The sequence below is a fragment of the Sphingobium trunci genome, from assembly GCF_022664535.1.
GTDB lineage: Bacteria > Pseudomonadota > Alphaproteobacteria > Sphingomonadales > Sphingomonadaceae > Sphingobium.
This window is the reverse complement of record NZ_JAKUJY010000014.1, coordinates 85,654-108,906: the sequence shown is the minus strand read 5'-3', so window position 1 is coordinate 108,906 and position 23,253 is coordinate 85,654. Positions and strand designations below refer to the sequence as shown.

23 protein-coding genes and 1 pseudogene are annotated in these 23,253 nt (G+C 58.6%); 21 read left to right on the top strand and 3 right to left on the bottom strand.

Features of this window, described 5'->3' with window-relative positions; translation table 11 throughout:
• The first annotated feature begins 247 nt into the window (after positions 1 to 247).
• The 4 genes from MJ601_RS13560 to MJ601_RS13545 all read left to right on the top strand — a co-directional run bounded on the left by MJ601_RS13560 (position 248) and on the right by MJ601_RS13545 (position 2,193).
• Positions 248 to 541, top strand: a complete 294-nt coding sequence (locus MJ601_RS13560) for a tyrosine-type recombinase/integrase (protein WP_242127282.1) — start codon at positions 248 to 250, stop codon at positions 539 to 541.
• Between the two features lie 74 nt (positions 542 to 615).
• Positions 616 to 906, top strand: coding sequence for a type II toxin-antitoxin system RelE/ParE family toxin (locus MJ601_RS13555; protein WP_242127267.1), 291 nt, complete (start codon positions 616 to 618; stop codon positions 904 to 906).
• A gap of 9 nt (positions 907 to 915) precedes the next feature.
• Entirely contained in the window at positions 916 to 1,251 is a 336-nt protein-coding gene (locus MJ601_RS13550) for a HigA family addiction module antitoxin (RefSeq protein WP_242127264.1), read from the top strand.
• 42 nt (positions 1,252 to 1,293) lie between these two features.
• On the top strand, positions 1,294 to 2,193 hold the full coding sequence (locus MJ601_RS13545) for a HEPN domain-containing protein (protein ID WP_242127280.1): 900 nt from the start codon (positions 1,294 to 1,296) through the stop codon (positions 2,191 to 2,193).
• 33 nt (positions 2,194 to 2,226) lie between these two features.
• Here the strand turns inward: MJ601_RS13545 and MJ601_RS13540 are convergent, their stop codons facing one another.
• Entirely contained in the window at positions 2,227 to 2,712 is a 486-nt protein-coding gene (locus MJ601_RS13540) for a hypothetical protein (protein ID WP_242127309.1), read from the bottom strand.
• Positions 2,713 to 2,946: 234 nt separating this feature from the next.
• On the opposite strand from MJ601_RS13540, the gene MJ601_RS13535 reads away from it, so the two are divergent.
• Together MJ601_RS13535 and MJ601_RS13530 are read left to right on the top strand one after the other, a co-directional pair.
• Positions 2,947 to 4,167, top strand: a complete 1,221-nt coding sequence (locus MJ601_RS13535) for an ATP-binding protein (protein ID WP_242127278.1) — start codon at positions 2,947 to 2,949, stop codon at positions 4,165 to 4,167.
• 310 nt (positions 4,168 to 4,477) lie between these two features.
• Positions 4,478 to 4,798 carry a single-stranded DNA-binding protein gene (locus MJ601_RS13530; RefSeq protein WP_242127276.1) on the top strand — a complete coding sequence of 107 codons (321 nt, stop codon included), beginning with the start codon at positions 4,478 to 4,480 and terminating at the stop codon, positions 4,796 to 4,798.
• 75 nt (positions 4,799 to 4,873) lie between these two features.
• Here the strand turns inward: MJ601_RS13530 and MJ601_RS13525 are convergent, their stop codons facing one another.
• Complete coding sequence (locus MJ601_RS13525) at positions 4,874 to 5,542, bottom strand: hypothetical protein (protein WP_242127274.1); 669 nt, start codon at positions 5,540 to 5,542, stop codon at positions 4,874 to 4,876.
• 559 nt (positions 5,543 to 6,101) lie between these two features.
• Here MJ601_RS13525 and MJ601_RS13520 point away from each other — a divergent pair.
• The 11 genes from MJ601_RS13520 (at position 6,102) to MJ601_RS13475 (ending at position 18,326) form a co-directional block, all read left to right on the top strand.
• Complete coding sequence (locus MJ601_RS13520) at positions 6,102 to 7,289, top strand: site-specific integrase (protein ID WP_242127272.1); 1,188 nt, start codon at positions 6,102 to 6,104, stop codon at positions 7,287 to 7,289.
• Positions 7,286 to 8,479, top strand: coding sequence for a tyrosine-type recombinase/integrase (locus MJ601_RS13515; RefSeq protein ID WP_242127269.1), 1,194 nt, complete (start codon positions 7,286 to 7,288; stop codon positions 8,477 to 8,479). Before MJ601_RS13520 ends, MJ601_RS13515 begins: the two co-directional genes overlap by 4 nt.
• Positions 8,480 to 8,553: 74 nt before the next feature.
• Positions 8,554 to 8,844, top strand: coding sequence for a type II toxin-antitoxin system RelE/ParE family toxin (locus MJ601_RS13510; RefSeq protein ID WP_242127267.1), 291 nt, complete (start codon positions 8,554 to 8,556; stop codon positions 8,842 to 8,844).
• Between the two features lie 9 nt (positions 8,845 to 8,853).
• The gene (locus MJ601_RS13505) at positions 8,854 to 9,189 is read left to right on the top strand and encodes a HigA family addiction module antitoxin (protein ID WP_242127264.1); all 336 of its coding nucleotides are present in this window, start codon (positions 8,854 to 8,856) and stop codon (positions 9,187 to 9,189) included.
• Positions 9,190 to 9,231: 42 nt separating this feature from the next.
• On the top strand, positions 9,232 to 10,128 hold the full coding sequence (locus MJ601_RS13500; protein WP_242127262.1) for a HEPN domain-containing protein: 897 nt from the start codon (positions 9,232 to 9,234) through the stop codon (positions 10,126 to 10,128).
• Positions 10,129 to 10,347: 219 nt separating this feature from the next.
• Complete coding sequence (locus MJ601_RS22095; protein WP_491572919.1) at positions 10,348 to 10,626, top strand: 7(1) septoil knot domain-containing protein; 279 nt, start codon at positions 10,348 to 10,350, stop codon at positions 10,624 to 10,626.
• A 389-nt stretch (positions 10,627 to 11,015) separates the two neighbouring features.
• Positions 11,016 to 11,492, top strand: a complete 477-nt coding sequence (locus MJ601_RS13495; protein ID WP_242127260.1) for a very short patch repair endonuclease — start codon at positions 11,016 to 11,018, stop codon at positions 11,490 to 11,492.
• Between the two features lie 141 nt (positions 11,493 to 11,633).
• On the top strand, positions 11,634 to 12,737 hold the full coding sequence (locus MJ601_RS13490; RefSeq protein WP_242127256.1) for a DNA cytosine methyltransferase: 1,104 nt from the start codon (positions 11,634 to 11,636) through the stop codon (positions 12,735 to 12,737).
• Positions 12,734 to 15,721, top strand: coding sequence for an ATP-binding protein (locus MJ601_RS13485; RefSeq protein WP_242127254.1), 2,988 nt, complete (start codon positions 12,734 to 12,736; stop codon positions 15,719 to 15,721). The genes MJ601_RS13490 and MJ601_RS13485 overlap by 4 nt, the downstream gene beginning before the upstream one ends.
• Entirely contained in the window at positions 15,711 to 17,483 is a 1,773-nt protein-coding gene (locus MJ601_RS13480; RefSeq protein WP_242127252.1) for a response regulator receiver domain, read from the top strand. Before MJ601_RS13485 ends, MJ601_RS13480 begins: the two co-directional genes overlap by 11 nt.
• 195 nt (positions 17,484 to 17,678) lie before the next feature.
• On the top strand, positions 17,679 to 18,326 hold the full coding sequence (locus tag MJ601_RS13475; RefSeq protein ID WP_242127249.1) for an HNH endonuclease: 648 nt from the start codon (positions 17,679 to 17,681) through the stop codon (positions 18,324 to 18,326).
• Between the two features lie 67 nt (positions 18,327 to 18,393).
• Here the strand turns inward: MJ601_RS13475 and MJ601_RS13470 are convergent.
• Positions 18,394 to 18,810: pseudogene (locus MJ601_RS13470) on the bottom strand (integrase core domain-containing protein); the annotation flags it as partial.
• On the opposite strand from MJ601_RS13470, the gene MJ601_RS13465 reads away from it, so the two are divergent.
• The 4 genes from MJ601_RS13465 to MJ601_RS13450 all read left to right on the top strand — a co-directional run bounded on the left by MJ601_RS13465 (position 18,755) and on the right by MJ601_RS13450 (position 23,250).
• Positions 18,755 to 19,279: a DUF5655 domain-containing protein gene (locus tag MJ601_RS13465; protein WP_242127247.1), complete on the top strand. Its 525-nt coding sequence runs from the start codon at positions 18,755 to 18,757 to the stop codon at positions 19,277 to 19,279. The pseudogene MJ601_RS13470 and the gene MJ601_RS13465 overlap by 56 nt on opposite strands.
• 581 nt (positions 19,280 to 19,860) lie before the next feature.
• Positions 19,861 to 20,031: a hypothetical protein gene (locus MJ601_RS13460; protein ID WP_242127307.1), complete on the top strand. Its 171-nt coding sequence runs from the start codon at positions 19,861 to 19,863 to the stop codon at positions 20,029 to 20,031.
• Positions 20,032 to 20,654: 623 nt separating this feature from the next.
• On the top strand, positions 20,655 to 20,945 hold the full coding sequence (locus MJ601_RS13455; protein WP_242127245.1) for a hypothetical protein: 291 nt from the start codon (positions 20,655 to 20,657) through the stop codon (positions 20,943 to 20,945).
• Positions 20,935 to 23,250 (top strand): type IV secretion system DNA-binding domain-containing protein, encoded by a 2,316-nt coding sequence (locus MJ601_RS13450; RefSeq protein WP_242127243.1) that lies wholly within the window; start codon positions 20,935 to 20,937, stop codon positions 23,248 to 23,250. Before MJ601_RS13455 ends, MJ601_RS13450 begins: the two co-directional genes overlap by 11 nt.
• Positions 23,251 to 23,253 lie beyond the last annotated feature (3 nt).

The following is a 23,253-nucleotide window of genomic DNA, read 5'->3' as shown; positions in this document are numbered from 1 at the left end:
AGGGGCAAAATGTGCGGTAGCATTATGGACTGGCGTCGAAAATGCAGGACACCGCCTGAGGCTGGCGAAACCTCATCAACTCTTCGAGGCGAAGCAGCGAGCGCATCCTAGGCTCCATGGCTGCGGAGAAGCTTCTGTCCATCGTTCGCATCATGTCGGGTGCAGGTGCATTGCCTGATGATGGAGTTTGGTCCATCGAGTGCAACCAGGCGAGGCGAGGGCGCTGATTGACAGTTTGCCGCGCTATATGAAGAGCCCATGGCTTTTCTGGAATCGCAACTATGGGCGTCGGCTAAAGTCGGTCGATTATTATTGGAAGGAATTCCAGGCCGAAGCGGGTCTTCGTGGCGTGCGCCTTCATGATCTGCGGCATACATTCGCGAGCCATGCGGCCATGAGCCAGGAAACCTTGCCCATGATCGGACGCTTGCTCGGCCATAGCGAGATTCAGTCGACCGCGCGCTATGCCCATCTTGACGATGCCTATCTGCTCGACGCTGCGGAGCAGATTGGCGCTGCCATTGAGCGGATGCTGGATTGAATCGGCAGCCGCCCGCCCAACCAAGTTGTATAGCGTAACTTGACACCGAACGGCTTTGAAGAGTAGAGGTCGATATGAAAATCAGAAACGTGATCCACAAGGGATTGCGACGGCTCATGGAGAATGACGATGAAAGCGGGTTGCAACCGGCGGTCATCGGCAAGGTCCGGCGCATACTGTCCTTCCTGCAGGATATGGAGCGGGAGGACGAACTGCGTACCGTGCCGAGCTGGAAGGCGCACCTGCTGACCGGCCACCGCAAGGGAATGTGGAGCCTGTTCGTCACCAAGAATTGGCGGATGACGTTTCGGATCGACCATGACGAGATCGAGATCATCGACCTTGATTATGAGGATTACCATTAGGAGGTGGCCATGAGTGCGATTGCAGGCATGCGCTTGAAGAACCCGGCGCATCCCGGTGGTTTCATCAAGCATGAAATCATCGAGCCGCTGGAGCTGACGGTCACGGCGGCGGCCGAAGTGTTGGGCGTGACGCGGGCGACGCTCTCGACCCTGCTCAACGAGCGTGCGAGCCTTTCGTCGGAAATGGCGCTGCGCATCGAGAAAGCGTTCGGCGTGTCGATGGACACCCTCATGCGGATGCAGAACAGCTATGACATTGCGCAGGCCCGCAAGCGTGAGGGCGAAATCAAGGTCATGCCGTTCAAGGGCAAGCCGGTGGAGCCGCATACGGGGTCTGACGCGTAACCCCTTGCTTTGCGGCGCTTCCCCCGACAGTGTGACAATGTGATGCGAACCGACCTTCATCATCTTCCGGCACCCAAGCAGCAGGAGCTGCAAGAGGTCGTGCGCATCCTGTTCGAGGAATTTGCCGCCGCTATTGGTGAGAGCACCGCGCCGTGGAAAAAGCAGGCGCGCATCCTCAAGGTCATTCTCTACGGCTCATACGCGCGCGGCGATTGGGTGGACGATCCCATAGGCGGCTACAAGTCCGACTATGACATTCTGGTCGTCGTGAATGATGAGCGACTGACGGATGTGGTGGATTATTGGGCAAGCGCCGAAGACCGGCTCATGCGCGAGGTCACGATAACGGGCAGCCTCAGTGCGCCGGTCGGCTTTATCGTTCACAGCTTCAAGGACGTGAACAAGAAGCTGGAGCAGGGGCGGCCCTTTTTCGTCGATATCGCCAAGCAGGGTGTCGCGCTATACGAGGCGGAGGGCTTTGGGCTGGCTACGCCCCAGAAGCTTCCGCCTGACAAAGCGCGGATGGAAGCTAGAGAATATTTTGATCTGTGGTTTCCCAAGGTTTTGAGCGCCGTGAGAGGTGCGGCTAGATATCTTGAGGACGGTGAGCGCAATGACGCCGCGTTCACGCTGCATCAAGCCGCTGAGCGGGCCTATCATTGCACATTGCTTGTGTTGACGCTGTATTCGCCAAAGTCTCACAAGCTCAATTTTCTGCGCGGCCATGCGGAGGAAATTGCCCCCGAACTGATTGAGGCGTGGCCGCGCGATGACAAATTCAGCCGACGTTGTTTCGAACTGTTGCGCCAGGCCTATGTGAACGCCCGCTACTCTCGTCATTACAAGGTGACGGACGAGGAATTGGACTGGCTCGGCGAGCGGGTTGCCCGCCTTCAGGAACTGGTCAAGTCTGTATGCGAACGGCGGCTCGCTGAGGGATGAAAGATTCCGCCAGCGCCGCTTGGGCGGCGGGGGTTAAGTCGCTTGGCTTTTACCGGTTGCTTCAGCCAACGCCGTTGAGATCATTGCTGCCAGGGTTTCTTCGGCGCGGGTGCGTGCGGCGGCATCCTTGCCCTCAAGATCATGTCGCAACCATTGCGGGGTACGCTCCAGTACGTGGAGAATGGTTGCGGTTATATTCTCGTCCATGGTCGCGCCTATGGCGTTATCCACCGGATCAGGCAATGGCTCATTGCCAGTGCAGTTTGCCGGAATGGTTTGTGCCTTGCCGTTGGTCCGTCTTGTTGGGGGTTCATTGCGAGTCCGGCTTAGGCTCTTGGGCTTGGACAAAAACGGCGCCTCAAAGGTGACCATCATCACCTCCCGCGCAACTTCGGGGTCATCCATGTCGAAGTCGATTCCGAGATCATGGCAGGCTTTGGCGCTGACACGACCCAATTCCTGTGCCAGAGGTATCAACGCTTCGACGGGCGGCGGCCAATTTACATATCGGTCAGGCATGAAATTCTCCCGGCTAACGAGTATGGCGAATGGTCAAATTGCACGTCTTGAGTTACCCGTCGAAGACACCGTGCCACGGCGCCAACGTCCGAGATACGCGCCCACAGGCACGATTCTCATTCCTCAGAGGATGAGCGATCCTCCCATATAGCGGGCTAATGCCTTCCAATTTTCTACCTATTGACTTCCAATTATCATATCCGGTAGTTCCAATCATCGGAGTTTGGGATTGCCATGTACGAACGATTGGCCGAGCGCCGGGTAGGTGAAGCCCTTGCAGACACCCCCGTGGTCCTCATTGTCGGTCCACGACGGGCGGGCAAGACCACGCTCGTCCGCAAAATGGGGGATGCGAGCCGGACCTACGTCACGCTCGACGACCATACTGTCCTCGAAGCGGCGCAGGCTGATCCCACCGGCTTCATCCGCGGTTTGGACCGAGCGATCATTGACGAGATTCAGCGCGCGCCCGACCTGCTCCTGGCGATCAAGAAGAGTGTAGACGAGGACTATCGACCCGGCCGCTTTCTGCTAACGGGCTCCGCTAATGTGCTGACCCTGCCGCGCGTGGCCGACAGCCTAGCCGGACGGATGGAAACGATCCGCATGCTGCCATTGGCGCGCGCTGAGATCGAGGGCAAATCACCTACATTCTTGGACCGCCTGTTCGCGGGCAACCTGCACGGCAATCGTGACGCGATCATCGGGGATGATCTTCTCCGCCTCGCGCTGCTTGGCGGTTTCCCCGAGGCGATCAGTCGCGCGAGCGAACGCCGCCGCCAAGACTGGGCGCATTCCTATCTGACGTCGGTGCTGACCCGCGATTTGAGGGACATTGCCGATATCGAGAAGCTGACGGATTTGCCGAAATTCGTGCGCTTGCTGGCCGAGCATTCGGGTCAACTGGTCAACTATTCCCAGTTCGGTGCGGCCATCAACGTCAGCCATAAAACGGGCCAACGCTATGTCGGGCTGTTGGAGCAGGTTTTCCTTGTATCAACCTTGCAGCCCTGGTTCACCAACACCCTCAAGCGCATTGCCAAGACGCCCAAGATGCATTTCCTTGACTCAGGGCTGCTTGCTGCCGTGCGAGGCCTGAGCTTCGACCGCGTGAAAGCCGATCGTGCGCTCTTTGGCTCGCTGCTCGAGAGCTTTGCCTTCTCCGAAGTCCTGAAACTCATGACCGCCAGCGACCAGCGCTTGACCCCCTATCATTTCCGCGACCCGCAAATGCGCGAAGTGGATATCGTGCTGGAGCGGGATGACGGCATGATCGCGGGCATCGAGATCAAGGCATCGGCGACGGTGAGATCGAGCGACTTGGGTGGATTGCGCACTCTGGCGGAAGCGTGCGGCGACCGCTTTGCCTATGGCGTGGTGCTGTACGACAGCGGTGAGATCGTACCCTTCGGCGACAGACTGGCGGCGGTTCCCTTATCTTCCTTGTGGGGTTGAGCGGGGCAAAGGTGATAGGTCGAAGGATTTAACCTGGGCACCTTAGGAACCGCTGGTCAGCATGATCGGTCGCGATCAGTCTTGAGCCTCCCTTGATCCCAGCAGCCTTTCCGCCTTTGACGTGACACCTGCGGCGAGACGCTGACGGATCACACCCCCTGCGGGCGCCCGTGTTGCCGCTGCGCGGCGGCCCGCGCCAGCACCCTCCAGGGGTCCCCTTACGCTGCGCTCCGGTGTGATCCGCCACCGCACGCCGCTCATTCGGTGTCACCGGCGGGAAGGCTGCCGGAACCAACGAAGGAAACAGCATATGAACGTCGTCAACCTGACCGGCCGCGTCGCCAAGGACCCCGAAATCCGCAACAACGTCACCACCCTGATCGTCGCCACCGATCGGGTGAAGCTCAAGGATGGCAAGACCTACGTCGACGAGACTACCGGCTACACCGCGAAGACGACCGAATTCCACAAGGTCACGTGCTTCAATGGTATCGGCCGAGCCGCCGCGACGCGCGCAAAAGGAGCCGTCGTCGCGATCACCGGTTCGATCCACTACTCGATCTGGGAAGACCGCGATGGCAAGACCCGTTATGGCTGCGAGATCATCGCCGACAAGATAGATTTCTTCTGAGTGATCCGGGCGGCGCAACAGCGCCGCCCGCTTGACTTTGGAGGGGCACCCAAAGGCGGGCATAACCCTGCGAGCCTAAGCGTCCTCCACATTGCTGGCCTGCCTCAGCGTCTCCCATGCATCGCGATATTTCTCCAGCCACCCAGCCGGATATTGCGTCATTTCGAGGTGGTTGTATGAGGGCAGAAATCGCCTCGTGGGACCGTCCCTGTGCGGCTTGCCGCCCTTTCCTGGACGTGCCAACCAGACTTGATGCGACGACCGCACTACCTCCGCCACGGTAGCGCTCGGCACGAGATAAACATGCGGTGTAGCGAAAGCGTCGATGCCGAAATCGACGAACGCATAGAACAGCGTCGGCGATACGATCGTCTCATGCTTGTCGCGCATATGCCAACCGCCGTCAGTCCCGATTGCCCGCCGGGTTTTGACCTGAATGGCGCACAGCCTTTCGCCGATATCGTCGGTGACGACGATATCGCACATGGGAACGCCAACGGGTGCCAGGGCGGCGATGAAGCCGCGCCGCAGGAGCGCGGACATGATGAAATGCTCGCCCGCCGCGCCGAGCAATGAAGAGGGTGAAACCATCAGATATCCTCTGGCAAAGGCGCGCCCGCATCCCGCAATGCCTTGGCCATTTTGCGGTACAGATTGGCGTGATAACGTTTGCTTTTGGGGTCGTTGCTCACGGTGCTGATGAATGCGCCAGCTGCCGCGATATGGATATGGCGGACCCGTCATTGTACCAAATTCCGCAATCCAGTTTGACCGTCTTCACCCCGTTCCCCCTGCCGCAATACCCCTCGGAATTCGTCATTATATGCACACCTGGCCGGGAACCCAAAGGCGCTACCGAGGCTCGTGGCCCGGACCGCGCAATGCGCTGCGAGGGAAGCCTGTCGGGAACCCTTGAAGGGCGACCGTTTTCGGCCGTTCATGCATGGCGCGCACAGCCCATTGAAGCGAGGAGGAGTTTGCCCCCAAGTGATGGCTATTTGCTGACGGATTGTCGTTTTTGGATCGGAACGGCCTTGCTTCTCAGGCGCCGGATGGACTATGGAATCCCCGCCGGAAGCGCGGTTTCCGGCCGGTTTTTGGCGATGTCAGGTCTCTCGCCGCACTCCAGCAATAGGGGCATTTTGCATGCACACCCCACGCACCATATGGTGCATATATGGAAAAAAGTGCAGCAAAACAGCCATTTGAGTTCCTCGATCTGCCTGCGAGTTCGGCAGCTCCCAATGGCGATTGGGTCCCCCAAAACGCCCTGCTTCCAGAGGTTTTTGACGCGGATTTGGCTATGGATGATGGCCTTGTGGTCCCCAACCGGCAAAAGTCCGGTCAGCGGGCCTATCTCGACGGCAATTTCGCGCGGCGGAAGCTGCCGCTCCGCACGACGGACTATTGCATTTGGGATACTGAATTACCGGGCTTTGGCCTGCGTGTCAGGCCGACAGGCCGCTATTATTGGTGTGTCCGCGTCAGGCATCGCGGAACCCATAAGCGCGTCTCTTTGGGGCGCACCAATGAAGTGGACGCGGAAACAGCACGGGTGAAAGCGCGGCGGTTGCTGGCGGATGTGGCGCTGGACGGTTTGCCCAAACGAGCGGTGATCAAGGCCAGTCCGACGATGGCGGACTTCGTTGCCACCTATTGGTGCGACATGATCCGGCTTTGGAAGCCGTCCACCGCAAAACGCAATCACGCGGCCTGGCGTTGGGATCTCGCACCCCATTTCGGGAAAATGCACCTAGCCGACATTGTGTCGGCGGATGTCAGGCGTTGGCGGGATGAGTGCGCGGGGAGCCGGGAGGCCAGCTACAATCGCGCTGTCCCGGTCCTTTCAGCGCTACTCGACTATGCCGAAGCGCTGCACCTGCGGCGCAAGGGCTCGAACCCTGCGCGCGGCCTGCCGCGATACAAGCGGCAGCCTTGTGAGCGCTATTTGTCGCCGCTGGAATATCGTCGGATGGGGGCGGCATTGCGAGAAGCCGAGGCGGACAATCCCGCCGAAGTCGCCATCGTTCGCCTGCTGCTCTATACCGGGGCGCGGATCAGCGAGATTCGCGATCTGCAATGGCTATGGGTGCGACCGCCGCATCTGGCGCTGCCCGACAGTAAGACCGGCCCAAAGACGATCTGGCTGAACAGGCATGCACGTGCGATCCTGGATTCGCAGCCTCGGCGGGAAGATTGCCCCTATGTTTTTCCCAACCGGGATGGCTCGGGTCCGCTGGACCCGAACAGTTGGTGGTTCACGTTCCGGCGGACCTGCGCCTTGCCGGATGTTCGCCTCCATGACCTGCGCCACAGCTTCGCTTCGACGGCCATTATGGATAATGTTCCGCTAGCGACGATCGGAGCGTTGCTCGGTCATCTTCTGCCGGAAACCACCGCCAAATATGCCCATCTCTCCGACGATGTCATTGCCGATGCGGCGCAGCGGATTTCCGGCAATCTCGCCCAGGCGATAGGGCTTCGCCCATGACCGCGCTTGCACTCAAGCAGGTGGTCCGCGAGGCATTGGCGGAGGTGGGCGTCGCATTCGACTTCACCCGCCTGCCAGGGGGTAAGGCTCGGACAACGATCTGGCTTGGCGGGCAGGGCTTTGGCATCCGCCATTATCCCTCCGGCCGCAGCGTTTATATCGTCCAGGGCCGAATGGCAGGCCGCCTGCGCACCGTCACCATCGGTCCGGCAACGGTCCTGTCCCGCCACCAGGCCACCACGGTGGCGCGGCGGGTTATCGCCTATGCGCAACTTGGCCTTGATGCGGCCGTGGAACGCAAGAGGATCAGGTTGGCGCCAACCTTTGCCGATTTCCTTGAGGAATATTGGACACGCTGGTCTCCGCGCTGGAAGCCATCCACCCTCGACACCCACAATAAATATCGCCGGCTGTATCTCGATCGTGCGTTTCCCGACCGGACTATCGATGCGCTGGATGAGGCCGATGTCGCCAGCTGGTTTTCCGACCTCAACAACCGCCTTGGTCCCGGTGGGGCGAACCGGGTGATGACGATCCTCAGCAGCATGATGAGTAGGGCTGAGGCATGGGGCTATCGGCTGGAGAACAGCAACCCTTGCAAGGCGATCCGGCTGAACCGTAAGCGGAAGTGCGATCGCTTCCTCAGCCATGCGGAGTTGCAGAGGGTCGGTGCGGTTCTCGCCAGGGTACGGGCCTGTGACGAGGCGGTCCGGCCCATCGCGGCGACCGCGATCACGCTCATGCTTCTGACGGGTTGCCGGGCCGGCGAGATCATGGACCTGCAATGGCGCGATGTTCGGGGGAACAGGCTCAAGCTCCGGGATAGCAAGACGGGGCCGCGCACGGTCTGGCTGGGGGATGAGGCGAGGGCGCTGATCGACGGCTTGCCGCGCTATATGAGGAGTCCATGGCTGTTCTGGAATCGCACATATGGTCGTCGGCTAAAGGCCGTCGATTATTATTGGAAGGAATTCCAGGCCGAAGCGGGTCTTCGTGGCGTGCGCCTTCATGATCTGCGGCATACATTCGCGAGCCATGCGGCCATGAGCCAGGAAACCTTGCCCATGATCGGACGCTTGCTCGGCCATAGCGAGATTCAGTCGACCGCGCGCTATGCCCATCTTGACGATGCCTATCTGCTCGACGCTGCGGAGCAGATTGGCGCTGCCATTGAGCGGATGCTGGATTGAATCGGCAGCCGCCCGCCCAACCAAGTTGTATAGCGTAACTTGACACCGAACGGCTTTGAAGAGTAGAGGTCGATATGAAAATCAGAAACGTGATCCACAAGGGATTGCGACGGCTCATGGAGAATGACGATGAAAGCGGGTTGCAACCGGCGGTCATCGGCAAGGTCCGGCGCATACTGTCCTTCCTGCAGGATATGGAGCGGGAGGACGAACTGCGTACCGTGCCGAGCTGGAAGGCGCACCTGCTGACCGGCCACCGCAAGGGAATGTGGAGCCTGTTCGTCACCAAGAATTGGCGGATGACGTTTCGGATCGACCATGACGAGATCGAGATCATCGACCTTGATTATGAGGATTACCATTAGGAGGTGGCCATGAGTGCGATTGCAGGCATGCGCTTGAAGAACCCGGCGCATCCCGGTGGTTTCATCAAGCATGAAATCATCGAGCCGCTGGAGCTGACGGTCACGGCGGCGGCCGAAGTGTTGGGCGTGACGCGGGCGACGCTCTCGACCCTGCTCAACGAGCGTGCGAGCCTTTCGTCGGAAATGGCGCTGCGCATCGAGAAAGCGTTCGGCGTGTCGATGGACACCCTCATGCGGATGCAGAACAGCTATGACATTGCGCAGGCCCGCAAGCGTGAGGGCGAAATCAAGGTCATGCCGTTCAAGGGCAAGCCGGTGGAGCCGCATACGGGGTCTGACGCGTAACCCCTTGCTTTGCGGCGCTTCCCCCGACAGTGTGACAATGTGATGCGAACCGACCTTCATCATCTTCCGGCACCCAAGCAGCAGGAGCTGCAAGAGGTCGTGCGCATCCTGTTCGAGGAATTTGCCGCCGCTATTGGTGAGAGCACCGCGCCGTGGAAAAAGCAGGCGCGCATCCTCAAGGTCATTCTCTACGGCTCATACGCGCGCGGCGATTGGGTGGACGATCCCATAGGCGGCTACAAGTCCGACTATGACATTCTGGTCGTCGTGAATGATGAGCGACTGACGGATGTGGTGGATTATTGGGCAAGCGCCGAAGACCGGCTCATGCGCGAGGTCACGATAACGGGCAGCCTCAGCGCGCCGGTCGGCTTCATCGTTCATTGCTTCAAGGATGTGAACAAGAAGCTGGAGCAGGGCCGGCCCTTTTTCGTCGACATCGCCAAACAGGGTATCGCGCTTTACGAAGCGGAAGGCTTTGGATTGGCTACGCCTCAGAAGCTTCCGCCGGCGGAAGCACGAGCCGAGGCGCAGGCGAATTTCGATCAGTGGTTTGAAAGCGCGAAGCCTTTCCTTCGAGGTTTCAAATATGCGTTTGCGGATGGCGACAATAACAAAGCAGCGTTCGACCTCCATCAAGCTGTGGAGCGCCTATATCACTGCACGATGCTGGTACTGGCCCTCTACTCGCCAAAGTCCCACAAGCTCAATTTCCTGCGCGGTCATGCCGAAGAAATCGCTCCCGATCTGATCGAGGCGTGGCCACGCGATGACAAGTTCAGCCGCCGTTGTTTCGAGCTGTTGCGCCAAGCCTATGTGAATGCCCGCTACTCTCCGCATTACAAGGTGACGGACGAAGAATTGCACTGGCTCGGTGAGCGAGTCTCGCGCCTCCAGGAGTTGGTCAAACTTGTTTGCGAGCGTCGGCTCGAGGGATAGGGGCGCAGCATGACGTTTGCCCTGCGGATAATTGTCCACGCATCTAGGCAGACGCCATTTTTCGCTGCTCAGGTTCAGGCCGTCAGCTATTTTGGCGGCTCTCGACCCATTCCGGTCATTTAGGCGGAAGTTTAGGCTCCCCAAGAGCGGACATTCCGCATATCCTGCGCCGCACCAAAAGCTACATACGCAAACACATATCGATCGCGGGAGCACAAGATGGCCCTTATTTGTGAGGTGGGATCGCGAAGTGTCGCTGACGTTTTAGTACATGTGGTAACATCGCGGGCAGTAGCTGACCTCCTGGTGTGCAAGGTTGAGTCTCGGGGGGTGGCGCAAGGCGACGGGCTCTGGTGTTTCGTAGAGTCTAGGGGTGTTGCATCGACGCTCGTAAACTTTGTCGGCTCGAGGAGCGTAGCCGACCTTCTAATTTGTTACGTCGGATCGCGCAGCGTTGCAGGGTGGCAGAGAGAGCACCGGTTGAAGGGTAGGCTCTAACGACCCTTCTTCGCCGCTCAGGCTACTTTTTTAGCCTTCCGATAGCGGACATAGCTTGGATGCGCGCGGGTTCACCGTCATGTCGGCTTTGTCGGACGATGCGGAACGGCAGGTTTTAGGGCGTGACTTGCGGATAGTTGCCGTAAAATACGGCTATATGCGATTGCAGGTTCGCACCTCAATCGTGGACTTGATTGAGCGTTCGGCCACAACGTCAAAGCAGATCTCCGTTTCGGGCAGGCTGTGTGCAATTTCAAGCCCAAAGAGGGTGTTAGATCGATGGTGAAGCGGAACAAATACACCGCTTTCTTTGACGTTGCCGCGCAAAAATTTTTGATCGGAAAGGGATATCAGCTCGTCACCCGCAGTTTCGGAATGCGCCGCGTGCCATGTCACCACAGTGGTTTTCTGTTATTGTGAATACTCAACTTAGGGCACTGGCGATGGATCGGTTGACGTCTTTGGATCGCAGCAAGATGATGGCGAAAGTAAGGGCGGTCGACACGAAACCCGAACGAATCGTGCGCAGTGTCGCCCACCGGATAGGGCTTCGCTTCCGCCTTCATCGTCGCGATCTGCCTGGAACACCCGATCTGGTATTTCCGCGCCACAAGCTGGTGATCTTCGTTCACGGCTGTTTTTGGCATCGGCATGAGGGATGCGCCCGGTCATCGCTCCCAAGTACGAATGTCGAATTTTGGACCTGCAAATTTAACCGCAACATGGAGCGGGATCGCGTGGCGATCGCCGCACTGGAAGCCGCCGGATGGCGGGTTGCCGTGATCTGGGAGTGCCAAACAAAGGACGCATCGACACTTACAGCCAACCTGCTCTCGCTTGTTCGGCGGACCGAGAGACCTCTCTAGCGCGTGGAGGCCGCGAGACGGAAACTCTCGACATTCGCTCGCTATATCCGCAAAAGAACGATAGGCTTAGGGGGAACCGGTTTTGGTCGCGAGCGAATTTATAGTAGGGCAAACGTTGAACAAGATGTTTGCAAGTCAGACGTGCTGAACTGCGCCGATCTGTTCGCGGGAGCTGGCGGTTTTTCCCTGGCAGCGAAGCTGGCGGGGTTTCGCTTGCGGCTCGCCATAGAAAACAATCGCAGCGCCATCGCGACCTATAGGAGAAATTTGTGTTGCGGCGAAGATGGCCCCTCTGTGTTCGACGGGGACATCTCGAAAATGTCTCCGGATGTTATTTTCGATGAGATTTTCGCGGCAGGAGAGACGTGCGATCTTCTGTTGGGAGGCCCGCCCTGCCAAGGTTTCTCCACCCATCGGATCAACAATGCGGGTGTAGCCGATCACCGCAACGATCTCATTCATACCTATTTCGAGTTCGTCAGGTCATTCAAGCCAGCGGTTTTTCTGATGGAGAATGTCCCCGGCATGCTGTGGCCACGTCACGCGGAGGCATTGAACCGCTTCTATCTGGAGGGCGCTAAAGCCGGATACGAAGTATATGAACCCGTGGTTGCGGATGCCCGCGACTATGGGGTGCCACAGCGTCGCAAGCGCGTGTTCATTCTAGGGCTGAGAAAGGGCGTCTCAGCCGAAGGACTCGAATGGCCTCCGCGACCGACCTACGGAAGCGAGGTCGCCCGGAGAACCGATCCTGACCTTCTGCCTTGGCGGTCGTGTGCGCATGCATTTGCCCCCGCGCCTCTGGACGACATCAACGATGTTCACATGAAACACGGCCAGGAACTCATCGAGGCTTTCCGGAATACGCCGGCGAACGGCGGGAGCAGGAAGGCTTCGGGAAGGCTTCTGGAATGTCATAAGGACCACGACGGTCACAACGACGTCTATGGCCGCATCGATCCGGCACAGCCTGCACCGACGATGACGACCGCCTGCATCAACCCGTCCAAGGGGCGCTTCGTTCATCCACAGCTCCATCACGGCATCACGGTGCGCCAGGCCGCGCGGATTCAGACCTTCCCCGACGACTATGTATTTATGGGCGGCCTTATGGCCGCGGGCCAGCAGGTGGGCAACGCCGTGCCCGTCGAGTTCGGGCGCTTGCTGATCCAGCATCTCCGGCCGACCATCGAGCGGGCGCGGGCAGGCGCCATTGCGACTTCCGATCTGAGCAGGGCTGCATGACGATCAGCGCGGTTGCCTTTCAAACGAAGGCGCGGACAGTCGATCATCTGGGCCGCGAGCAGATCGCGGATTGCCCGACGGCAATCTCCGAACTCTGGAAAAATGCCTTCGATGCATATGCGCGTAACGTAGAACTCAACATCTATGATGGCGAAGAGCCGGTCGCGGTAATCAACGACGACGGCCACGGCATGAACCGTTCCGAATTCGTTGGAAAATGGCTGGTCGTGGGCACTGAATCCAAAGCCACGACTGATCGCATGCCGATAGAAGACCGAAACGGACTCTATCTCCGCCCTCGACTGGGTCAGAAGGGTATCGGTCGCCTGTCTTGTGCGAACCTGGGTCCCATCCTTCTGCTCGTTTCCAAGCGGCTGCGTGATCGTTTTGTCGCAGCACTCGTGGATTGGCGGTTGTTTGAAAACCCGTTTCTGAATCTCTCGGACATCTTCATCCCGGTGACCGAGTTCGACGACAAGGAGGAGCTGTTTCAGCAGTTGCCCGGCCTCATTGCCGGTCTCGCGGAAAATCTGACGGGCAACGAGAATGACTCTGACCGAAGTCGTCGTATCCGGGAAGCCTGGTCCGCTTACGATGCCCTTTATCGTGAGGAATTAGAGCAGGGCCGCAGCAACAAGTTGATTGCGCCGTCGGCCGACGTGCTTGCCGCCATCGACGCAATCGCTTTCGAGCCCAGACATGTTGAGCAATGGCCCGTATGGAACGGCGCTTCCCAGCACGGTACCGCCTTGCTTGTGTCGCAGATCAACTATGATCTGCGGGTCGAACTGGACGAGGGTGATGCTGATTCCTCCGCGCGGGCGGCCCGAGACCGTTTTTTCGAGACGCTCAGCAGTTTCGTCGATCCATTCGTGGACCCGTCCGATCGGGATGAGGCGGTGCGCGATCTGCATTTCAACTACGCTGTCCGCGCGTGGCACGGCGGCATCCCCCGGCTCATCGTCGGTACCGAGAAACAGTTCGACCGGCGCATGCTCGACGACATGGAGCACCAGATCGTCGGCGAGGTGGATGCCGACGGTATTTTCCTAGGACGCGTCAAGGCATTTGGCCAATGGATTGCCGAGCCATGCGTGATCGAGCCGCCGCGCGATCTCGCAATTCCCAGGCGCGCCGACAGCGAAGTGGGTCCGTTCGCGCTCTATATAGCGTCGATGGAATTTAGGCGGGAGAATTCCACGCACACTCAGCCCGAGTTCCTCCGCTTTCAGGATCTCGCCGAGCGCTACTCCGGCTTCATGATCTTCCGGGACGGATTGCGGGTGCTGCCCTACGGTCGGACGGACAATGATTTCTTTGAGATTGAATCCCGACGCTCCAAAAATGCGGGCCGTGAGTTCTGGAACCACCGCCAAATGTTTGGGCGGCTGTCAATTGCTCGAGCCGAAAACCCAAACCTGAAGGACAAGGCGGGTCGCGAGGGCCTGCTCGACAATCGCGCAGCAAAGACGCTCAAGATGCTCGTCTCGCATATCCTGAGACAGTCCGCGCGCAGATACTTCGGCTCCGACTCCTCGATCAGAGATGAAGTGCTGCCGCAGGTCCGCGCGAGTAACAAGACGGAGCGCGCGAACGAGGCACGAAACAAGCTGCGCCAACGCCAACGCAAGGAATTCCGCAGCAAACTGCAGGCGAACTCGAAGGTGCTTCCGGCATTTTTGCGGGAAATGGAGGATTACGCACAAAATCTTACTATCGCGAGCGAGGTGGAAATAAGCCAAGCGCAGCAACGATTGGAGGCGTTCAAGGAGCGTGCCGCCGATCTTCGTCTACCGGGTGCGCCGAAGTCACTAGGAGCCTTGGAGGAAACATACGCCGACTATCGGGATGGCCTTCGCTCGATCAACGTTCTGCTCGCGACGATCGCCGAAGATATGGAACGGGAGATCGAGCGCATCAATCCCGCCGAGCCTCGCGTTCTCCTAGAACGCCAATTGGCTCGCCACGCGGCGCAGATCCACCACCGGATTCAGGGCTGGAAAAAGGCCATCGATGCCTTGCAGAAAGAGGAGTTCGAACGGATCCGGGAGCTGATCGCCCAGCGCAACAAGTATTTCCACGCGGAAGCAACGCCCGTTCTGGCTTTTCTCGACCGGGGTGAAATGACTTTTGGGGAGGCATCGAAGCGGTTGGAGCAATTGAGAGAGCAGATCGACAGCGAGAATGCCGAGATCTTTCTTCCCTATATAGGTGCGCTGGAGAGTCTAAAGGATAGCATTGATCTAGAGCACTTGGCGACCTTCGGAATGGAAGAACTCAGCGATCTGCGCGCCGAACTGGAACGTCTCAACAGTCTGGCCCAGCTCGGGATTGCGGTGGAGATCGTCGGGCATGAACTGCAGGCTTATGACGACATAATCGGGTCCGGCTTGAGACGGCTTCCGGAAGACGTCCGCGAAAGCAAGGCAACGAAGGATATCCAGTTCGGCTACGACGGGTTGACCGACCAATTGCGTTTCCTGTCTCCCCTTCGTCTGGCAGGGCAGAAGATTCAAAGATGGATTACCGGCGCCGAGATTGCCGAGTACCTTGCGGACTTTTTCAAACTGAACCTCGCCAAGGCCAAAATCGCCTTTGATGCCTCAGCGACCTTTCGCGCAATGCGGGTGTATGACCAGCAATCTCGCCTTTTTCCGGTATTTATCAATTTGGTGAACAACAGCATCTATTGGGTAAGCACCGCTCTCGATGATGACCGGCATATCATTTTGGACGTCATCGACGGTGAGGCAGTCATTTCGGACAGCGGACCAGGCGTAGATCCGGAGGACGTGCCGAGCCTGTTCAGCTTGTTCTTTACCAAGAAGTCCCGCGGGGGACGCGGCGTCGGTCTTTATCTCTCGCGGGCGAATCTGGCGGCGGGTGGGCACCGGATCAGATATGAACCGGCGAACACGCACATGCCGTTGAAAGGGGCAAATTTCGTGATTGCCTTCAGGGGGGCGGAGTTTGATGGCGAGTGACCACTACAGCGAATTCATAGAGGAGGCGTTCGTCAAGCCGATCAGGTCGGTATTGATCGTCGACGACGACTATCCGACTTTTGAGGAAATGCTCGACGCTCAGTTGACCCGCGACGGCGGCGGCGAGCCGGCGCGCACGAAGGCTTGGTACGAGAATCCCACGCGTATCAAAAATGTGATCGAAAGTTTCCGTACTCCGAATAGGCCGCTGTTGGTGGATATCCACGACGGCACCAACGTCGGGATCGGCGACGACGTGAAGGTGGCCGCCCATCTTCATCAATCCGACCTCCTTGTGCTCGATTATCAGTTGGACAAGGCCAAGCCCGGCGACGGGACGCGGGCGATCAAGATCATCCGCAGTCTGACGGTAAACGATCATTTCAATCTTGTTGTGGTCCATACGAGTGAAAAGCTCGATGACGTCTTCCAGTCCATTCTCATCGCGTTGATGTCCCCCTGCGATGACGCTTTGACCGACGAAGAGAACGAGCAGATCGTCAATCTTCTGGAGGACGCGGAACTCGCGTCGGAAGGTCTGACGGAACGATTGTTCGCTTCCGTCGGTCTCGACCACTATCTCCATTCGAGAGCTCAAGCGGCAACATTCCTCAGAACCATGCTCAAGGGGCAACACCCTTATGAGGCGTTCCGAGCGATTTGCGAGGAGGCCGGCTGGGCAGTCGATGTGCGGCGACTGTTGCTGCGCTACGTTTTGGCGAGAATAGAAAAACCATTCCTCGCGAATTTCAGCGATGGACCGCAGACGGCGCTTGCCTGGTCGAGCGGGGCGGTGAAGTGGATCAAGACGGATACGGTATTCGTGGCCTTCTCCAATAAGGGTGACGACGACGATCTTCTGAGCGATCTTCAAAACGCTTTGGAGGCTTGGAAGCCCCAGCCCTCCCGGCTGTTCCTGGCAAAACTCCGCGCGGAGATGGACGAATATGGGGTGACTGCACAATCATCCGCTCTCGGAAACAAGCATGCTCTCGCTCATTGGTACGATCGTCTGCTGAAAGCTGCAGGCCCGGAACGTCGATGGCTTATTGCCGAAACGGTTTCCCGACATTCGGATCAGCTTCTGAGCGGCATTCTGCCGCGGGTGGAGGCGTTTGCCACGCGCCTCGTCGATCAGGAAAGCAGTGCCGGCAATTCGACCGATTTGTGCAAAGGACATTTCGCGGTCGACCTGGGCAACGACGCGGCCAGGATCAAGGCCGAGCGTGAACACAACGCTTTCGTGTGCAGTAAACCACCGGAAGGATGGCACCTGACGACCGGTCATGTGTTCACGATGAACGGCCATTTCTGGGTCTGCCTGTCTCCGGCATGCGATATGGTGCCATCGCAACTCTCGGCCGCGCGCAAGGCGGCATTCGGCGATCGGTTGCCGTTTATGGCTGTGCGGCTCCAACCGGTCAGCGACAACAAGGTCCCGAGCGACGTCCAATCGAACCGCTTTCTCTTTCTGCCGCTAAACGGAGAGGTGAAGGCGTTTTGCTTCAATGATCCGTCGGGAGAGAGCTCGGCTCCCACTTGGCATACGCTCTACGCCGAAAAGAAGGGTATGTTGGGATCCGGCTTCACCTTCATCGCACTGAGCACCGAGATGGGCAAAACGCGCTTGATTACTCATCGCCATTCGGCGGTCATAGTCTGTCAGCTGCGCTACGAATATGCGCTCAACTTGATGCAGCGCCTCGGATCATCGCTGACGCGTATTGGTCTCGATTTCGTGCCGGTGGCGGTGAAAACCTGAGCAGGAAAAGAGCAATGGCCGGTGCAGGTACGGGTGCGGGTTAGGGAATATAGACGTTCGCTCGATGATGTCGAAAATTGGCCCTGCTTTCCTCATGAAACGGCGTAGATCGCGGGTGACGTAATCCATCGACGCCGTCGCGAGTGTCCAATCCATCAGCTTTCGAGGCGCTAATCCGAACAAGAGGTGACGGACATGTCGGTGAGTGTTCTTGCGATGGAAATTGCCTTGGCAAAGCTAACCGAGGCAGTTGTAAACGAACTCCCAAGATCTCGATGTCTCCGGCGCTGGAGCGAATTTATTCGTATGCGCGACGGCTATCGATGTGTCGATTGCCACTCTCCCCACAACCTCGCTGCACACCATATCTTCCGAAAATCGTTGTCTACTAATGCGCAGTTCGAAACAGGAAATGGAATTACACTTTGCCGCGAATGTCATCGCGATGCACACAGCGGCTTCAACGGGCGCCCAAATTTTGGCCTCCCAGTTGACGCTCAAGGTGGTGAGAAACTTCCAATGATGCGCCGATTCTATAGTATTTTGTTAGATGATGCCATCGAACGGCATTTGGAGCGCACCGAATTCTATTTTTTGAGCGAAAGCACCCTGCATTCATTCAAAGAAATGCAAGGTTATCCAGATGCCGAATTTCCCGGTTGTCCGCTGGAGCAGGCTTTCCTGATATTGGCTGAGCCAGAGCTTAAGGTTCGAAATGCTATCGCCAAAGAAAATGGTTTCTCTTTTGGTGATCAACCTTTGCTGCCTGGTGGAATACTTTTTGTTTCCCCCGATGGTAGAAGACGTATCATTAAAAGATATCAATTACGGTGGAGAAATTAGAAAGAATAATGAATTGGGAACGGCATCCATTTTTGTCTCGATGACCTGCCCCCCGCTGGTCCCGCGGTCATAACGAGAGTCTGCCGGTTTGATATTCGTGCTGCCTCACCGGCACAAGCGCGTCGGGTGTGACGCCTCCATCATGCAGGAACGCCCGACGCGCTTGTGCCGGTGTTCGGTTCGCCAGCGACGAGTGGGGCCGGACATTGTTGTAGTCGTAGCGCCATACGGCCAGCTTGCGCCTGGCGTCAGCCAGGCTGTCAAACAGCTCCTCGTTGAGCAGCTCGTCGCGCAGCGACCCATTGAACGATTCAATGAACGCATTTTGCTGCGGCTTGCCGGGGTCGATGTAGTGCCACTCGACCCGGTTTTCGCTGGCCCACTTCAGGATCGCCCGGCTGGTGAACTCGGTTCCGTTGTCGCTGACGATGCAAGCGGGTTTGCCATACAGGCGCACCAGCGTGTCCAACTCGCGGGCTATCCGATACCGGCGGTTCGAGGGTGATCTACTCCTGCTTGAGCAGTTGACCTCTGCCAGCGCCAAACAGCCCAATGCACCTGTGGCACCCGCCGCCGGCTCCGGCGCCAAGCCGAACTACAAGACGATTTCCGAACACCTGGCCGAAGCTCCACAGGAGCTCCTGGACCTCTATCACCTGATTTCCGATTTTCTACTGGCGCTGGGTGATGATGTCGAAGCGAAGACGACCGCCTATTACATTGCCTTTCGCCGCATCAAGAACTTTGCGAGCGTCGAACTGCGCAATCAGGCGCGCAAACTCCTCGTTTACGTCAAGGTCGATCCGGCCTCGATCCAGTTGGAGGAGGGCTTCACTCGCAACGTGAAATCGATCGGGCATTTCGGAACCGGCGACCTGGAAATCACGATCACGACCCTTGCCGACTTCGAGAAGGCAAAGCCTTTGCTGGAATCCTCATATAACGCATCGTGATAGTTTGAATTGCCCAGCCACCTCAAGTGAATGCGCAATTGCTTCGAACGTCGCAATGTCAGCTTCTCGTTGCAGTTGCTCCAAAGCCGACCATCGGAAATGTCCCAGGTCCATTCAAACTCGCCGGGCCGGTGCCATTCGAGCGGAACGCAGATGGACATGCGGTCATCACCATTACGTGTGTGCCGGAAGGAAAGTTGCCCCGCCGGAGCAAGCTCAACCACGGGGCGGAGTTCGGGTAGTGGCCGCGCCCAAGGGAGAAGAGAGCCGAGTATATTGTAGGCCGGGCCGGTCAAGGCGCAATGTCAACTGGCACCAATATGGATGGAATGCAGGGTCTGCCGGCCTGTCACTATGAACTCACGATAACCCGTTGGTTCGGTTCGGAATTGGAAAGCTGGATAGCGCGAGAAACCAGTGGCGTGCGACCCAAGGTTGAAATTCCCCTGGGACGCTGCTCAAGCTGCTGGTGGCAAGTCGCCTGATCTTGTGCCGGTCGTTTCGGCCAGCGCCGATGCAATCATTGTTGCCAGGGTTTCTTCGGCACGGGTGCGCGCCACTGCATCCTTGCCCTGAAGGTCATGGCGCAACCATTGCGGCGCGCGCTCCACAGCTTCTTCGATCAGCATGTCCTGGAGGACTGCGATGCGGGTTATATCACGATCGACGAGGGCGACTATGGATCACTGCCGGGGCCGATCATCGACCGCATCGTCCACACGGTTCACGGCGTCATGTCCGATGAATTCTGACTAGAGGGGAGGCGGCAACGCCTCTCTTTTTCCTATGTGGGAAATACGCCTGCATGGGGCATCGAACCCCGTGCAGGCATGCAGTTTTTGGTTTGTCATGAGCGAGCGCAGCCTCCGGATATGTGAAGATTCCGGTCCAACGCAGCCCACTTTTTTCCGCCGCGTAGAGCGCCCGACAGTTCGGTGTGTCGTGATGGCTATTTGGTCCCCAATTCGGTCTAAAGCAAGAACAGAATGGATTTCCCGCTGACGCCGGAAAGACGGGGGAGTGCGCGCTCACACGCGGGTAAGATCCTGTTAGAAAAGGGTTTTCTTGCCATGAACGACCAGTTTCTGTCCGTCCTCGAAGTGCCCAAAAACGCTGTCTATTGACAGCACACCCCACGCACCATATGGTGGGGTTAAGCTATTGAAATAGAATAATTCATCGCGCCATAATGTGCGGTGCGCACAGCACCTTTCCATTCGCCACTTCGAAAGTGTCGGATTTCCGCTACCACGGACGGTGCCGGCAGCACCGCGCAAGTTGGCGTGTGTCCTTTTCTTGTTGTGCCGACGCACCCATGCTATGGCCGACGTGCTTTCCGCATTCGCCACCAGTCTCCATCAAGGAGGCTTGGGCTTTGAGCAGAAATTATCACCCGGCAACGATCCGGCTGAACCACGCGCAATGGGCAGCAATTCGCACCCTTGCCGGCACCAACAATATGACGCCCGCCGAAGTCCTGCGGAGCGCGGTCGAGGCCTATCTCGCCAGTCATAAACAGGGCAGTCTTTCGCGGCGACGGCTAGCCCGCATCGCCGAGTTTCAGCACCTTGCCCTGGACGTCATTGTCCGCGAACAATATCCCCAGTTGAGGGAGCGCATCATCGCGGAAACCGACAAGCGCCTGGTGCAATATCATGGCGCGTAAGGATATCCGCTCCAACGGTCAGGCCGTGCCGCTGACCCATCATTCGGCGCGCGGGAAGGTGCAGCGCAACTCGGGCAATTTCACCCGCGGATCGCAGCTCCTCACTCATGAGATGCTGATGTGGTTTTCCGGGGTCAAACTGCCCATCATCCTCTGGTTCCTGCTGTTCGTCGGCGCCTGGTTCGCAATCATGTCGATCAAGCTCGATGAGCATGGCTTCCAGATGATCTGCATGAAGGTCTACGCCGAGCTATGGAACTGGCTGGACCTCAGCCCCATCAAGCGGGTCAATGTGACTTTGCCGAGCGGTCAGATGCTGCGGACGACCATGGCGGTCGTACCCCTCATACCGGAAGTCAAACAGGCCTGGGCGGTCGCGATGCGCGTGCTGTTCTGCTCGGTCCTCATCTCCCTGTTTCTCGCCGTGCCGGCCGCCATCTGGTTCATCGATATCTCGCGCCGTCGAGGCAAGACCATCCTGGAGGAACGCCACGAGCGGGGCGCCATGCTGGTGGATGTGGATCTGCTGCGTTCGGAGGTCGACCAGCATAACCATGCCGCGTTCGAAGAGGATGTCGCCGAGCTCTGTCCCGGCATGACGCCGGCGCAGGTGCTAAGGCTGTCGCTCCGGGAACGGAAGGCGAGGGGAATCCACCATCCCTATTTGCTGGCCGGCATTCCCTTTCCTCACCGGATGGAGCAGTCCCACGCCATGCTGCTTGGCACCACCGGCGCGGGAAAGACTACCCAGCTGCGAAGCCTCATCACGCAGATGCGCCAGCGCCAGGATACCGCTGTCGTGTTCGATCTGACCGGCGCCTATGTGGAGGCCTTCTACGATCCCGACCGCGACATGATCCTCAATCCCATGGACATGCGCTGTCCGGCCTGGTCGATCTTCAACGACTGCTCGACCTATAGCCATTTCACCTCGGCGGCCGTCGCCCTGATTCCGTCCGATGGCGGTTCGTCCGAACCCTTCTGGGCGCTCGCCGCACGCACCCTGTTCATCGAAATGTGCATGCGCCTCATCGAACGCGGCCAGACCAGCAACCTGGCGCTGGCCGAGAACCTCATGACCGCTGACTTGAAGCGCGTCCACCGCACCCTTGCGAACACCATCGCCGACCCGCTGACCGCGCCTGAAGCCGCCCGCATGGCCGAGTCCATTCGCGCGGTGTTCAACACCAATGCGCAGGTGCTGCGCTTCCTTCCCGACGATGGCGACCCCTTCTCGATCCGGCGGTGGATGACCGCGGACAAGGCGCCGGGATCAATTCTGTTCGTAACCTCCGACTATGACGATCTGGAGATGAACAAGCCGCTGCTGACGCTCTGGATGAACATCGCCATTAACAGCCTCATGACCCTGCCGCGCACGCGGTCGCTGCGCACATGGTTCCTGTTCGACGAGGTCGGAGCCTTGCACCGTTTGCCCGCTATCGAAAAGGGGCTGCAAACCGCGCGCAACTTTGGGGGCGCGATGATCCTTGGCCTGCACAGTTTCCAGAAGCTGGTCGAGGTCTATGGGGAGGAAGGAGCGCGCAATCTGTCGTCGCTCGCCCGCACCAAGCTCATTCTCGCGACCGGCGATATCAAGACGGCCGAGGAATGCTCGCATTATATCGGTAGCCGCGAAGTGCGGCAGATGGATGAGGCCTACAGCTATGGCTACAACCAGACCCGTGACGCCTCGACGCTCTCCGCGCGCAAGCAGGTCGAGCCCCTGGTTCTCCCCGACGATATCACCAATCTGCCCGCGCTTCACGGCTTTGTGAAATTCCCCGAGGGCTTTCCGGCCGCGCGCATCCTGCTCCGGTGGAAAGCCTATCCCAAGGTGGCCGAAGGCTTCCTCCGTCGCGCCAATGTCGAGCCCGTTCGGCCGAAGGCTGCCGAGAATTATTTCGCGGATGAGGAAGAGGAGGCGGGTGGTCGGGATGGCGCCGCGCAGGTCGCGGAAGGTGCGCGCGATCCGGCCTACAATCTCGCGAAGGAACTGGCCGCCCGCATCCTGATCGATGGGGTGGAGGAGGAACATAGCCGCACGCCAGACAGGGTAGGGGAGGGGCGTGAGGCTGGGGCGGTGGAGGCCGCGCCCGGCAATCCGGCCGTAGGTGAAACAAGAGAGGGCGCACAGGCGCCCAATGCTGGTGCTGAGCAGCCTGCTGCCCCGACTCGTGAGGGCGGCAACGATCGGGCCGATCCTCATGCCCCGCTCACGGCGCTGGTGGAGGATCGGTCGCTGGTTCAGCCGCGCCGGGATTTCTCAGGCGGTCTCGACGACGGTGCGGACATGGGCATCTGATCG

Excerpts from the sequence above, each read along its gene's own strand:
- MJ601_RS13515 (WP_242127269.1), top strand. The coding sequence starts at position 7,286 with ATGACCGCGCTTGCACTCAAGCAGGTGGTCCGCGAGGCATTGGCGGAG.
- MJ601_RS22095 (WP_491572919.1), top strand. The coding sequence starts at position 10,348 with ATGGCCCTTATTTGTGAGGTGGGATCGCGAAGTGTCGCTGACGTTTTA.
- MJ601_RS13475 (WP_242127249.1), top strand. The coding sequence starts at position 17,679 with ATGTCGGTGAGTGTTCTTGCGATGGAAATTGCCTTGGCAAAGCTAACC.
- MJ601_RS13480 (WP_242127252.1), top strand. The coding sequence starts at position 15,711 with ATGGCGAGTGACCACTACAGCGAATTCATAGAGGAGGCGTTCGTCAAG.
- MJ601_RS13525 (WP_242127274.1), bottom strand. The coding sequence starts at position 5,542 with ATGACGGGTCCGCCATATCCATATCGCGGCAGCTGGCGCATTCATCAG.
- MJ601_RS13485 (WP_242127254.1), top strand. The coding sequence starts at position 12,734 with ATGACGATCAGCGCGGTTGCCTTTCAAACGAAGGCGCGGACAGTCGAT.
- MJ601_RS13560 (WP_242127282.1), top strand. The coding sequence starts at position 248 with ATGAAGAGCCCATGGCTTTTCTGGAATCGCAACTATGGGCGTCGGCTA.
- MJ601_RS13535 (WP_242127278.1), top strand. The coding sequence starts at position 2,947 with ATGTACGAACGATTGGCCGAGCGCCGGGTAGGTGAAGCCCTTGCAGAC.
- MJ601_RS13505 (WP_242127264.1), top strand. The coding sequence starts at position 8,854 with ATGAGTGCGATTGCAGGCATGCGCTTGAAGAACCCGGCGCATCCCGGT.
- MJ601_RS13450 (WP_242127243.1), top strand. The coding sequence starts at position 20,935 with ATGGCGCGTAAGGATATCCGCTCCAACGGTCAGGCCGTGCCGCTGACC.
- MJ601_RS13545 (WP_242127280.1), top strand. The coding sequence starts at position 1,294 with ATGCGAACCGACCTTCATCATCTTCCGGCACCCAAGCAGCAGGAGCTG.
- MJ601_RS13540 (WP_242127309.1), bottom strand. The coding sequence starts at position 2,712 with ATGCCTGACCGATATGTAAATTGGCCGCCGCCCGTCGAAGCGTTGATA.
- MJ601_RS13465 (WP_242127247.1), top strand. The coding sequence starts at position 18,755 with ATGCAAGCGGGTTTGCCATACAGGCGCACCAGCGTGTCCAACTCGCGG.
- MJ601_RS13510 (WP_242127267.1), top strand. The coding sequence starts at position 8,554 with ATGAAAATCAGAAACGTGATCCACAAGGGATTGCGACGGCTCATGGAG.
- MJ601_RS13520 (WP_242127272.1), top strand. The coding sequence starts at position 6,102 with ATGGATGATGGCCTTGTGGTCCCCAACCGGCAAAAGTCCGGTCAGCGG.
- MJ601_RS13555 (WP_242127267.1), top strand. The coding sequence starts at position 616 with ATGAAAATCAGAAACGTGATCCACAAGGGATTGCGACGGCTCATGGAG.
- MJ601_RS13500 (WP_242127262.1), top strand. The coding sequence starts at position 9,232 with ATGCGAACCGACCTTCATCATCTTCCGGCACCCAAGCAGCAGGAGCTG.
- MJ601_RS13550 (WP_242127264.1), top strand. The coding sequence starts at position 916 with ATGAGTGCGATTGCAGGCATGCGCTTGAAGAACCCGGCGCATCCCGGT.
- MJ601_RS13530 (WP_242127276.1), top strand. The coding sequence starts at position 4,478 with ATGAACGTCGTCAACCTGACCGGCCGCGTCGCCAAGGACCCCGAAATC.
- MJ601_RS13460 (WP_242127307.1), top strand. The coding sequence starts at position 19,861 with ATGGCGCAACCATTGCGGCGCGCGCTCCACAGCTTCTTCGATCAGCAT.
- MJ601_RS13495 (WP_242127260.1), top strand. The coding sequence starts at position 11,016 with ATGTCACCACAGTGGTTTTCTGTTATTGTGAATACTCAACTTAGGGCA.